Below are 12,339 nucleotides of genomic sequence, written 5' to 3' on the forward strand. Positions count from 1 at the left end.
CGGTAGGCCTGACTACAAATGTAGTCAATAGCCCGGTCGGCACCCCTGCTGCCGCTCTGCTGAACAGTTCAGCCCGGTGGCCGGCTCGAACTGATGCCATCTGGTTTCGTCATGGTTTCCATTTTCCAGACGCCTCTGATGGAGCTCCTGACAATGACTTGGGAGGATTTCTGACCACGCCATGCGGCCAAGGATGCAGCCGTGTCCCGAACATGGATCGTTGTCGGGGATGCAACCTGCAGCGGTGGCAGCGTCCTCACCGGTAGCCCCGATACCGATATCGACGGCAAGCCGGTCGCCCGCGTCAGCGACAAGGCCATCTGCCCGCGCCACCACGGTGTTTTCAGCATTGTCAGCGGCGACGCCTCGATCATCATCGACGGCCATCCGGTGGCACGCCATGGAGACCGCCTGGCATGTGGCTGCAGCCTCATCGCCGGGCGGCAGTCCCGTGTCTGGGTGGAGGCCGGCAATACCACCGGCGCTGCTGCCGGCAACCTTGCAGCGCTTGCCGCAGGCCGGGTCGGCGGGCGGGCAAGGCCTGCAGCGGCCACGTCCATGCCGATGCAGGCCGTGCAGGTCGACTACACCCTGCAGTACCACTATGACGACCTGGACAGGACACCGGTTCGCGGCGTGACCTACCGGGTCATGCTGGCCGATGACAGCATCCGCACCGGTACGCTGGATGACAACGGCACGGCGATACTCGGCAACGTCTCGGTCGGCCCGTTGCAGGTCATCTACCAGCATGACCGGGAGGATGCCGACGACAGCGCCATCGTGTCGGCGCGAATCAGGGTCGAGCAGGCGCTGGCGGCGATCGTCCGGCAGACACGCCAGGACTTCGCGGCGCAATGGCGGCAATGGGAGCAGGCCGAGCCGTGGCAGCGCCGTGGGCTGACACTCGGCAACTCGGCCTTGGGCACCGGCAAGGGCGCTTGGGATTACGCCAGCGGTACGGTGGAGACGTTGTGGCAACTGGCCGTCGCCAGCTACAGGTTCGACCGCGAACTGGAACAGTGGAAGGTGCTGCTGGTCAGCCGTGACCGCGCCGGCCTGGACCGCAAGATCGCCCAGTACCGCGCCCAAGGCGGCAAGGTGATGGACGCTGCCAGCGAGATGAAGGAGCTGTTCAACCTTCTCATCGATGACCCCGCCATCGTCACCGGGCTACCCCGCTTTGCCGCCGACTGGTGGGAAGCGATCCCCCCGGACGAAGCCGAAGGCATCAAGGCCCGCTACTCCAGCCAGATCATCCTGGATGTGGTGGTTTCGGTGATCCTGGCCGCGGTGACCATCGAGGCCGGCGGCGCGGGTGGCTTCGGCTACGCCACCGCCAAGGCCGGCGCCACCGCCGCACGCATCGGCCGCCAGGCGATGGCACTGCTGGACGAGGTCAAGGATGCGTTCCTGCACCTTTCCAAGGCGTTGCGCACGCGCAAACGCCGCCTCGCCGACAACAATCGCCACGCCGATGGAAACCACGTGGTGGAAAGCCACTGGCTGCCCAAACGCATGCCGGAGAAGAGACTGCCGTGCTTCAGCCCGCAGAAACTACCCGCGGACAAATACCCGGAAATGGACAGGCAGCTGGCCGGCCAGCAGCAGGGCCTGAACGACATGACCGTGCAGGAGTATCTGGATGGTAGAAAAGCGTTTGAGGCAGGTGACGCGCGTGACCCCAAGGTGGCAAGAAAAGCCAGAGACGACTATGCGCGTGCCCTCCTTAAAGTGAAACAAGAAGAGTTCGAGTACTCCGGCTACTCATCGTCTGATGCAAAGCGCATGGCCCAAACAGAAGTCAACGAGACCATGGGAGCCCTGCATGCTTTGCACAACCCGGATCTGATTGCCGGTGGAAAGGATGCAATCGCAGACTTTGGCGACGGCGAAGTCAACTCCACCATCGGCAGGCAATGGAACCATCGGCGTAAAGGTGAGCCATCACGAGTCCAGGAACTGGATGAGGCTGCGAACTCCATTCCTTCAGCAGAGCGGGGAGACTACAAGATGAATGGAAAAATGGAGCGATGCAGATGACCCAGATGCCTGATGAAAGATTCGACTATTTCTATAACGACGAAGGTTTTGGCCCTCAAATTGACAGCCAACCTGTAGCTGCTTCAATTATTGATAGCTATCGCGGCAAACTGCCCGATGCGCTACTGACTTACTGGAGGGAACTAGGTTGGGGCGGCTACGGCAATGGCTTGCTCTGGTTGGTGAATCCACGCGAATACTCCGATGTTCTCAGTACCTGGTTACACGGAACCGAACTGTACGGCAGGGATCGATATCACGTGTTCGCCTGTGGCGCCTTCGGCGAGCTCTATGCATGGGGCGAACGTACCGGCCCCAGCCTGCACATCAATTCGCCGTACTCGATGATCTTCCCTTCTGACAGGTCTGCGAGAATGGACGAAGGCAGAGCGGATTCGATGTTGAGGAGCTGGTTCTCTTCCAGCGACAAGAAGGATTTTGATGAGAACGATGACGACGACAAACCGCTGTTTGATCGAGCAGTGAATCTCTTGGGGCGACTTCGCCCCGGCGAAATGTACGGCTTCGTTCCCGCACTCGCGCTCGGCGGCCCTTGCAGGCTGGATCACCTGCAGAAGGTCAAGGCCGTCGAGCACCTGATGTTCCTCGCCCAGGTGCAGCCACCGCGCGTGATGCTGGACATCGTCCAGGAAGCAAGGAAGCAGGGGCTGATGTGACCCCGCACTGGCAACGCAGCCGGTTCAGGAGGCTGCGCTTTCGATCTGCCAGCGCACGAACTCGCTTTCGAACTCGGCCAGGGTGAGCAGGCCGACGCAGGCGTGGGCGCCGGTTGGCAGAGGCTCGCCGCGGGCGAAGCGGCGCGCCAGCAGCACCGCGGCGAAGGTCGGGATCTCCGGGCCGTGCAGCATCGGTGCGGTCAGGTCCCAATGCGCGGTGTGGGGAACACCGCCGCGCAGCCCGCGCAGGGTCACGCGCATGCCGCCCAGGTCGGTGCCGAAGCGGTCGAACCAGCGTCCTGCACGGGCGAAGACGCCAGCCATGGCCTCCATCGGCAGTGGCAACCGGCAACGACGCAGCCAGGCGATGCCGGCCAGGCAGCGCGACAGGAACGGCAACTCCAGCGCGGCGCGGAAGCGCACCGTCAGCACGCCCGGATAACGCTGCACCAGCAGGTCGTGGTCGGGCACGTCGCAGGCCGCTGCCAGGCGCGGTGCGATCTGGGCGAAGCGCACCGGCTGCGGGTCGGCCCAACCGATCACCGGCTGCCAGCGGCCATCGATCCAGCAATCGAACGGTTTGCCGCAGTACGACAGCACCGCGCGCACGGTGGCCATGCCCAACGGCGTGGCCTGGGCGGGCGCGATGACCATGTCGATGCCCTGCAGCCGCTCGAACTGCGGTGCCAGCGCATCGACCACCGCACTGGACAGCGCCGGCAGCGTGCTGGCGCCGCTGATCGCACTGCGGCCGGCGGCACGTGCCGGCGCATCCACCTTCAAGGCGAAATCACGGACGAATTCCCGCCCGTCGGCAAGATCGATGTAATGCATGCCGGCCTGCAGGCACGCGAGCGCAACGTCATAGCCCTGTCCCTGGAATGGCCCGGCGGTGTGGATCACCAGCTGCGCGCCGGTGGCGGCCAGTTGGTCGGCAAATGCAGGATCGGCGGTATCCAACCGGCACAGCTCGATACGCGACAGATCCACCCCCGGCAGGTTGGCCGGGGCCTGCGCGGGATTGCGGCCGGCGGCGATGACGGTGATGCCCGGCGTGGTGGCCAGCGCACGCACGATGCGTGCACCGAAGTGGCCGTACCCGCCGAGGACCAGAACACGACAGCTTTCCTGCTGCATCAAGACGTCCTGCGAGGTTGGATGCGGGGATTATCCGGGAAGTGGACGTTGGGTTTGTCGCCGAAGGCACCCCTCCCCGGCCCTCCCCTTGCCGCTGGCAAAGGGAGGGAGCCAATGCGTCGGCTTGCGGATACGGACCGGGAGCCATGATCCGCTCCCTGCCATTGCCATAGGCTGGGCAGGGGGCGCTCCTGCCCGGGAACCGCCCCCTTTCACCCGCTGCTTACCCCCGCCATCGCAGGCTGGACCTCCCCCATCGAAGCCGAGCGCGCCATGCACCGCATTGTTCTTCTGGCTGGTCTCTCCTTGGCCTGCGCCGCCTGCAGCACCGCACAGGTCACCCAGGTGCAACCCATCGACGGCGTCATCTCGGGCCAATGCCACACCGACAGGGTGCGCGGCGCGGTCGGCCTGGCCGCCGGCCCCGGCACGGTGGAGCGCGCGCGGGTGGACAGCGACAGCCTGCACGTCAGCGTGGTGCGGGGTTCCGATGGCACCACCACCGCCTCCGAACCGGCACCGGCCAGCAGCGGCGGCGACCACCTGACCATCGAAGTCGGCCGCACCAACAACATCACCGCACTGCGCTGCGGCTGAATCCGTTCACCGGAAGCGGCACAGGTACGGATGCAAGCGATATGCTTGCTCCGTCTTCACATGCTCTGGAGTACCGATGCAATTCCCGTCGACGCCGCGCGCCCTGCGCCGCCCCGCCGCCCTGATTGCCACCACCGCACTCGTGTTGCTGTTGGGCGCCTGCAAGGGCCCACCCCCGGAGGAGCAGGACCAGGTCCTGGACCAGGCCCAGCAGGCCGCCCAGGCCGCTGCCGCCGACGCCGATCCCACCCCGCCGCCGCCGGGCAGCTGCGACGCCAGCCAGGTGCAGGGTCTGGTCGGCCAGACCTATTCCGACGCCATGCAGGCGCAGGCCAAGGAAGACGCCGGCGCCAACGATGTCCGCCTGCTCAAGCCCAACCAGCCCATCACCATGGAGTTCATCGGCGAACGCCTGAACATCGAAGTGGATGACAAGGGCGTCATCAGCGGCGTCCGCTGCGGCTGAACAGGAAACCGCCAAAGCCTTGTCCTGCAAGGCTTTGGTTGCGCAAGCAACGATGTATTGCGGCGTCGCAACATGTGTGATCTAGTCGATCGCATCCGGTGACCTTCAGGTGCGCTCCAGGAAGAGCACATCGTGTGCACTGGGTGAGCGCGAGGGCGCCTGCGCTGGTAATGAACGCCGTGACGGCGACCACCTCCAGCCTTTCCCCAGACAAGCCGAGCGATTGCAGTACGTGCGGCGCGCCTCACCCCCGTGTGCATGGCGTGCTTGGCGAGCGGGCGGAAGTGTCGCCGCTCACCTGACATCGCTACGAGGCACAGATGGCCGCCGGTACCCCGCAAGGGCTTTACGACCCGCAAGACGAACGCGACGCCTGTGGTTTCGGCATGGTCGCCCAGCTCGATGACCAGCCGTCCCGCCTGTTGGTCGACACCGCCATTGCCGCGCTCTCGCGCATGACCCACCGCGGCGGCGTGGCCGCCGATGGGCTCACCGGCGACGGCTGCGGCCTGCTGCTGCGCAAGCCCACCGTGTTCCTGCGCCAGTTGGCCGAGGAAGCCGGCATCCGCATCGGCCCGAACTTCGCCGCCGGGGTGGTGTTCCTGCCGCATGACGCCGACGCCGCGCAGCGCTGTCGCGACGAACTGGATGCCCAGCTGCGCAGCGCCGGCTGCCACCCGCGCGGCTGGCGCGAGGTACCCACCGATGCCAGCGTCTGCGGTGAGCTGGCCCGCGATACGCTGCCGAAGATCGAGCAGGTATTCGTCGACGCCGATGCCAGCCAGGGCGCCGAGCAGTTCGCGCTCGCGCTGTTCCTGGCGCGCCGCCGCAGCGAGCAGCAGCTGCGCGAGGTGGCCGACTACTACGTCACCACGCTCAGCGCCGATGCCATCAGTTACAAGGGCATGGTGCTGCCGGACAAGCTGAGCAGCTTCTACCCGGACCTGCAGCGCCACGAACTGGCCGCCAGCGTGGTGGTGTTCCACCAGCGCTTCTCCACCAACACGATGCCGCGCTGGCCGCTGGCGCACCCGTTCCGCATGCTCGCCCACAACGGCGAGATCAACACCATCGAAGGCAACCGCCACTGGGCGCAGGCGCGCAGCAAGGTGTGGAAGACCCGGAAGTTCGACATCGCCCAGTTCGACCCGGTGATCTCGATGCACGGCTCGGACTCGCAGAGCATGGACAACATGCTCGAGCTGATGGTCGCCGGTGGCATGGAGCTGATCCAGGCGCTACGCATCCTGGTGCCGCCGGCGACCCAGTCGCTGGAGTTCAAGGACCCTGACCTGGCCGCGTTCTACGAGTTCTACGGGCTCAACACCGAACCGTGGGACGGCCCGGCCGGCATCGTCGCCTGCGATGGCCGCTATGCCGCCTGCACGCTGGACCGCAATGGCCTGCGCCCGGCGCGCTGGATGCTGACCTCCGACCGCCACTTCCTGGTCGCCTCCGAAGCCGGCGTGTGGGAAGTGCCCACCGAGCGCGTGGTGCGCAAGGGCAAGCTGGGCCCGGGCCAGATGATGGCCATCGACCTCAAGCGCGGTGACCTGCTCGACTCGGACGCGATCGACCGCATCAACCGCGCGCGCGCGCCGTACAAGCAGTGGCTGCATCAGGGCGTGACCTACCTGCAGACCGAGCTGATCGACCCGTCGCTGGCCGAGGAGCCGTTCGACGAGCCGACCCTGCGCAGCTACCACAAGCTGTTCCAGCTGACCTCCGAAGAGGTGGAACAGGTGCTGCGCCCGTTGGCCGAGACCGGCCAGGAAGCGACCGGCTCGATGGGTGATGACACGCCCATCGCCGTGCTCAGCCGCAACACCCGGCCGCTGTATGACTACTTCCGCCAGGCCTTCGCGCAGGTCACCAACCCGCCCATCGACCCGCTGCGCGAAGACTGCGCGATGTCGTTGAGCACCCAGCTCGGCAAGGAAACCAACATCTTCCATGCCGGCCCGGAGACGGTGAACCACGTCATCCTGAACTCGCCGGTGCTCAGCCAGCGCAAGCTGCGCCAGCTGGTGAAGATGGCGCAGTACGTCGACCGCAACCGCCTGATCGACCTGTCCTACAGCGTCGAGGAAGGCATCAAGGCCGGCATCGAGCGGATCTGCGCGCAGTGCGAGCAGGCCGCGCGCGACGGCATCGTGGTGCTGCTGCTGTCCGACCGCTACCCGGTGCCGGACCGCCCGATGGTGCATGCGTTGCTGGCCACCAGCGCGGTGCACCACCACCTGTCCAAGGTGGGCCTGCGCTGCGACGTCAACCTGATCGTGGAGACCGGCACCGCGCGCGACGCGCACCACATGGCCTGCCTGCTCGGCTACGGTGCCACCGCGGTGTACCCGTACCTGGCCTACCAGACGCTGTTCGACATGGGCCGGCGCGGCATCCTGCAGCTGAAGAAGGGCGGTGAGGTTTCACAGATCGGCCGCAGTTATCGCAAGGGCATCTACAAGGGCCTGAGCAAGATCATCTCCAAGATGGGCATCTGCACCGTGGCCAGTTACCGCGGCGCGCAGTTGTTCGAGATCATCGGGCTGGACCCGGACGTGGTGCAGCTGTGTTTCCCGGATGCCACCGCGCGCATCGGCGGCGTCAACCTGGCGCGGCTGGATACCGAGGCGCGTGAACTCACCGCGCGTGCGTGGAACGAACTGGCGCCGGCCGAAGTGGGCGGCCTGCTCAAGTACGTGCACGGCGGCGAGTACCACATGTACAACCCGGACGTGGTGCTGACCCTGCAGCGCGCCGCGCGCACCGGCAAGGCCGAGGACTGGCGCAAGTACATGGACGCGGTGCATTCGCGCCCGACCTCGGCGCTGCGCGATCTGTTGCAGCTCAAGCCGGCGGCTACGCCGGTACCGCTGGAGGAAGTGGAACCGGCCGAGGCGCTGTTCAAGCGCTTCGACACCGCCGCCATTTCGCTGGGTGCGTTGTCGCCGGAAGCGCATGAGGCGCTGGCCATTGCGATGAACCGCCTCGGTGGCCGTTCCAACTCCGGCGAAGGCGGTGAAGACCCGGTGCGCTACGGCACCGAGAAGCGTTCCAAGATCAAGCAGGTGGCCTCGGGCCGCTTCGGCGTCACCGCCGAGTACCTGGTCAACGCCGAAGTGCTGCAGATCAAGGTCGCCCAGGGCGCCAAGCCCGGCGAAGGCGGCCAGCTGCCCGGCCACAAGGTCAACGAACTGATCGCGCGGCTGCGGTACGCCAAGCCGGGCATCGGCCTGATCTCGCCGCCGCCGCACCACGACATCTATTCCATCGAGGACCTGGCGCAGCTGATCTATGACCTCAAGCAGGTCAACCCGGATGCGCTGGTATCGGTGAAGCTGGTCAGCCATGCCGGCGTCGGCACGATTGCCGCCGGCGTGGTCAAGGCCGGCGCCGACCTGATCACCGTGTCCGGCCATGATGGCGGCACCGGTGCCTCGCCGATCAGCTCGATCCGCTATGCCGGCGTGCCGTGGGAACTGGGCCTGGCCGAGTCGCACCAGGCATTGATCGGCAACGACCTGCGCGGGCGCACCATCCTGCAGACCGATGGCGGCCTGAAGACCGGCCTGGACGTGATCAAGGCCGCGCTGCTCGGTGCCGACAGCTTCGGTTTCGGCACCGGCCCGATGATCGTGCTGGGCTGCAAGTACCTGCGCATCTGCCACCTCAACAACTGCGCCACCGGCGTGGCCACGCAGGACGAGCGCCTGCGCGAAGGCTACTTCACCGGCCTGCCCGAGCGCGTGGAGAACTTCTTCCGGCTGCTGGCCGAGGAAGTGCGCGAGTGGCTGGCGCTGCTGGGCGCGCGTTCGCTGGATGAGATCGTCGGCCGCACCGACCTGCTGGAACAGCTGGAGGTCTCGCCGCGCGAAGGCGTCAAGGTCGACCTGTCGCGCCTGCTCGCACCAGCGCAGTACCAGGGTTCGCATTGCGCCGCGCAGCGCCTGTACCAGTCACCGGACAGCCTGGCCACGCAGATGGACGACCTGCTGGCCGATGCCATCACGCACAAGCGCGGCGGCGAGCATCGCTTCCTGATCCACAACACCGACCGCTCGGTGGGCACGCGCCTGGCCGGCGCCATCGCCCGCGCGCACGGCAACCACGGCATGGCCGAGGCACCGCTGAACCTGCGCTTCCGCGGCACCGCCGGGCAAAGCCTGGGTGCGTTCAACGTCGATGGCCTGAATCTGGAAGTGGAAGGCGAAGCCAACGACTACGTCGGCAAGGGCATGGCCGGTGGCCGGCTGGTGGTGCGTCCGCCGCGCGGTGCGCGTTTCGAGGCCCGCAACACCGCCATCATCGGCAACACCTGTTTGTACGGCGCCACCGGTGGTGAGCTGTTTGCCGCCGGCCGCGCCGGCGAGCGCTTCGGCGTGCGCAACTCCGGCGCACTGGCGGTGATCGAAGGGGCCGGTGACCATTGCTGCGAGTACATGACCGACGGCATCGTCGCGGTGCTCGGCAAGGTCGGCCTGAACTTCGGCGCCGGCTTCACCGGTGGCCTGGCCTACGTGCTGGATATCGACCGCGACTTCGTGGACCGCTACAACCACGAGCTGATCGACATCCACCGCATCTCGGCCGAGGGCTTCGAAAGCTACCGCCAGCACCTGCACACCTTGATCGGCCGTCATCGCGAGATGACCGGCAGCATCTGGGCGCAGCAGATCCTGGACGAGTTCCGCGACTACGTCGGCAAGTTCTGGCTGGTGAAGCCCAAGGCGGCCAGCATCGAATCGCTGGCCGCCGCGCTGCGCAACGCTGCCTGATGCACTGTCCCCCTCTCCCGTCTACGGGAGAGGGCCGGGGTGAGGGCGCTTTGAAAGCCTCCCTCATCCGCCCTTTCGGGGCACCTTCTCCCGCACGCGGGAGAAGGGAGCCTCCCAGACGCAATGAGTTCCCATGAGCCGCAAGCAAGCCTTCCAGTTCCTCGACCTCCCCCGCACCATGCCGCAGCGCATCCCGGTGGAACTGCGCACGTCCGGCGATTGGGGCGAGTTGTACGGCAAGTTCGACAAGGCCGACGCGCAGTACCAGGCCGGCCGTTGCCTGGACTGCGGCAACCCGTACTGCAGCTGGAAGTGCCCGGTGCACAACGCCATCCCGCAGTGGCTGCAGCTGGTGCAGGAAGACCGCATCCACGAAGCGGCGACACTGTGCCACTCGACCAATCCGCTGCCCGAAGTGTGCGGCCGCGTCTGCCCGCAGGACCGCCTGTGCGAAGGCAGCTGCACATTGGAGGAGTTCGGCGCGGTCACCATCGGCGCGGTGGAGAAGTACATCGTCGATACCGCGCTGGCCACCGGCTGGAAGCCGGACCTGCACGCGGTGCAGCCCACCGGCAAGCGCGTGGCCATCGTCGGCGCCGGCCCGGCCGGCCTGGCCTGTGCCGACCGCCTGGCGCGTGCCGGCATCCAGGCGGTGGTGTTCGACCGCTATGAGCAGATCGGTGGCCTGCTGCAGTTCGGCATCCCCAGCTTCAAGCTCGACAAGAGCGTCATCGGCCGCCGCCGCGAGATCCTCGAAGGCATGGGCGTGGAATTCCGGCTGGGCGTGGAGATCGGCCGCGACATCACCGTCGATCAACTGCAGGCCGACTACGACGCGGTGTTCCTCGGCACCGGTGCATACCGCTACACCGATGGCGGGCTGATCGGCCAGGACCTGAAGAACGTGCTGCCGGCACTACCGTTCCTGGTGCAGAACAGCCGCATCGTCGGCGGCAACGATCCGCATGGCCGACCGATTGCCGGCTGGGAGGACCAGATCGCCCTGCCCGACCTCAACGGCAAGCGCGTGGTGGTGCTCGGCGGTGGCGACACCGGCATGGACTGCGTGCGCAGCGCGATCCGCCTGGGCGCGGCGCGCGTCACCTGTGCCTACCGCCGCGACGAGGCCAACATGCCGGGCTCGGCGCGCGAAGTGGCCAACGCGCGCGAGGAAGGCGTGCGCTTCCTGTTCAACCGCCAACCGCTCGCCATCGAAGCCGGTGCCGACGACGAAGTGATCGGCGTGACCGTGGTCGAGACGCAGCTGGGCGCACCCGATGCCAATGGCCGCCGCAACGCCGAGCCGATCGAGGGCAGCGAATCGCTGCTGGAAGCGGACGTGGTGATCATTGCGTTCGGCTTCTCGCCGACCCTGCCCGAGTGGCTGGGTTCGCAGGGCGTGGAAGCCACCGGCAATGGCCGCATCATCGCCGGGGGTACCGGCCGCCTGCCCTACCAGACCCACAACCCCAAGCTGTTCGCCGGCGGCGATGCGGTACGCGGTGCGGACCTGGTGGTGACCGCGGTGGCCGAAGGCCGCGACGCCGCCGAAAGCATCGTCACGCTGCTGCAGGCCTGACCCGCTTCGCGGTAACGGAGCACGCCGTACACTAGCGGCGTCTCCCTTCCGGATGTTTCCCGTCATGCGTATCGGCCTGGCCGCCAACCGACTGCACCATGAAAGCACCGACGCGGCGCTGTTCCGTTGGCTGCGCGCCTGCGAGGGCGGCATCCGCGAACTGGGCCTGGAGCTGCATGCGGTGGGCCGCACCCATGACGCCATCGTCGGCGCCGGCCCGCTGGCCGACTACCCTGCCCTGCACCGCTACCCGTATGGCCGCGAGGGCGGGTTGATGAAGCTGGTCGCCGAAGTCGTCGGCATGGGCTCGCCGGAGCGCACGCTCGATGGCGCGATCTACTTCATTGATCCGGTGGACCCGTCCTCGATCTTTCCCGAGGCCATCGCGCTCAAGCGCCAGTGCGTGATCCACGGCAAGCCGTTCATCTCGACGGTGGCCACCGCGCGTGACTGGATCGAGATGGAGCGCATCCACGCCGGCCTGGCGCCGGACCCCGGCGCGGACGACCTCAATGACTTCGGCAACCAGTGCCTGGCGTTGATCGCGCACGACGCGCGCAAGCCGCAGATGCTGGCCTTCGCCGCCGAGCACTTCGACGTGCTCTCGCAGTTCGCCGAACGCGTGGGTACCGGCACCACTGGCCAGCGCTTGAACGAGATGGCGTGGAGCCGCGGCTGGCCGCGCGAGAAGGAATGGGTGCAGCGTTTCCAGAGCGGTCCGCTCGGCGGCGATGCACAGATCGCCGACCGCGTGCTGGAGCACCGTTGCCAGCGCGCGATCTTCTTCGAGGACCCGCACGTGGCGCGCCAGCATGAGGCCGACATCCAGTTGCTGGAGCGTGCGGTAACCACCGTGACCGACGAGGCGGTGTGCATCACCGCGCCGAACATCGCCGCGCGTTGGGCCCAGGCCGCGGTGCTGCGGCGCTGGCGGGGGTGAGCGTCCCGACGGGCCGGGCTTCTCGCTGAAGCCCCTTCAAGCGACCCCTCCCCAGCCCTCCCCTTGCCTGCGGCAAAGGGAGGGGCGGTTCTGCTTAGTGCTGTCAGTTCGCGATGAAGCCTGCT

At 66.9% G+C, this 12,339-nt stretch carries 8 protein-coding genes; 7 read left to right on the top strand and 1 reads right to left on the bottom strand.

The features are described from left to right. Window positions 1–201 precede the first annotated feature (201 nt). Together ACIPR8_RS10595 and ACIPR8_RS10600 are read left to right on the top strand one after the other, a co-directional pair. The gene (locus tag ACIPR8_RS10595; RefSeq protein ID WP_446540994.1) at window positions 202–2,043 is read left to right on the top strand and encodes a PAAR domain-containing protein; all 1,842 of its coding nucleotides are present in this window, start codon (window positions 202–204) and stop codon (window positions 2,041–2,043) included. Then, a complete protein-coding gene (locus ACIPR8_RS10600) occupies window positions 2,040–2,720 on the top strand; it encodes a GAD-like domain-containing protein (protein WP_446540995.1) in 681 nt (226 codons plus the stop codon). The genes ACIPR8_RS10595 and ACIPR8_RS10600 overlap by 4 nt, the downstream gene beginning before the upstream one ends. A 24-nt stretch (window positions 2,721–2,744) precedes the next feature. Here the strand turns inward: ACIPR8_RS10600 and ACIPR8_RS10605 are convergent, their stop codons facing one another. Next, on the bottom strand, window positions 2,745–3,857 hold the full coding sequence (locus tag ACIPR8_RS10605; protein ID WP_446540996.1) for a saccharopine dehydrogenase family protein: 1,113 nt from the start codon (window positions 3,855–3,857) through the stop codon (window positions 2,745–2,747). Between the two features lie 273 nt (window positions 3,858–4,130). On the opposite strand from ACIPR8_RS10605, the gene ACIPR8_RS10610 reads away from it, so the two are divergent. From ACIPR8_RS10610 to ACIPR8_RS10630, 5 genes are all read left to right on the top strand, one after another. After that, window positions 4,131–4,454, top strand: a complete 324-nt coding sequence (locus ACIPR8_RS10610; protein WP_192287170.1) for a hypothetical protein — start codon at window positions 4,131–4,133, stop codon at window positions 4,452–4,454. A gap of 76 nt (window positions 4,455–4,530) precedes the next feature. Further along, a complete protein-coding gene (locus ACIPR8_RS10615; protein WP_132864030.1) occupies window positions 4,531–4,920 on the top strand; it encodes an I78 family peptidase inhibitor in 390 nt (129 codons plus the stop codon). A gap of 320 nt (window positions 4,921–5,240) precedes the next feature. Beyond that, window positions 5,241–9,695 carry a glutamate synthase large subunit gene (gltB, locus tag ACIPR8_RS10620; RefSeq protein WP_446540997.1) on the top strand — a complete coding sequence of 1,485 codons (4,455 nt, stop codon included), beginning with the start codon at window positions 5,241–5,243 and terminating at the stop codon, window positions 9,693–9,695. A gap of 133 nt (window positions 9,696–9,828) precedes the next feature. Then, window positions 9,829–11,274, top strand: coding sequence for an FAD-dependent oxidoreductase (locus ACIPR8_RS10625; protein ID WP_446540998.1), 1,446 nt, complete (start codon window positions 9,829–9,831; stop codon window positions 11,272–11,274). A 64-nt stretch (window positions 11,275–11,338) separates the two neighbouring features. After that, a complete protein-coding gene (locus ACIPR8_RS10630) occupies window positions 11,339–12,214 on the top strand; it encodes a methylglyoxal synthase (RefSeq protein WP_132864034.1) in 876 nt (291 codons plus the stop codon). Window positions 12,215–12,339 lie beyond the last annotated feature (125 nt).

Source organism: Stenotrophomonas sp. LARHCG68, from assembly GCF_052871705.1.

What these genes read in the sequence shown, in the direction of transcription:
- ACIPR8_RS10630 (WP_132864034.1), top strand. Translation starts at nt 11,339, where the DNA reads ATGCGTATCGGCCTGGCCGCCAACCGACTGCACCATGAAAGCACCGAC.
- ACIPR8_RS10625 (WP_446540998.1), top strand. Translation starts at nt 9,829, where the DNA reads ATGAGCCGCAAGCAAGCCTTCCAGTTCCTCGACCTCCCCCGCACCATG.
- ACIPR8_RS10605 (WP_446540996.1), bottom strand. Translation starts at nt 3,857, where the DNA reads ATGCAGCAGGAAAGCTGTCGTGTTCTGGTCCTCGGCGGGTACGGCCAC.
- gltB (WP_446540997.1), top strand. Translation starts at nt 5,241, where the DNA reads ATGGCCGCCGGTACCCCGCAAGGGCTTTACGACCCGCAAGACGAACGC.
- ACIPR8_RS10610 (WP_192287170.1), top strand. Translation starts at nt 4,131, where the DNA reads ATGCACCGCATTGTTCTTCTGGCTGGTCTCTCCTTGGCCTGCGCCGCC.
- ACIPR8_RS10600 (WP_446540995.1), top strand. Translation starts at nt 2,040, where the DNA reads ATGACCCAGATGCCTGATGAAAGATTCGACTATTTCTATAACGACGAA.
- ACIPR8_RS10615 (WP_132864030.1), top strand. Translation starts at nt 4,531, where the DNA reads ATGCAATTCCCGTCGACGCCGCGCGCCCTGCGCCGCCCCGCCGCCCTG.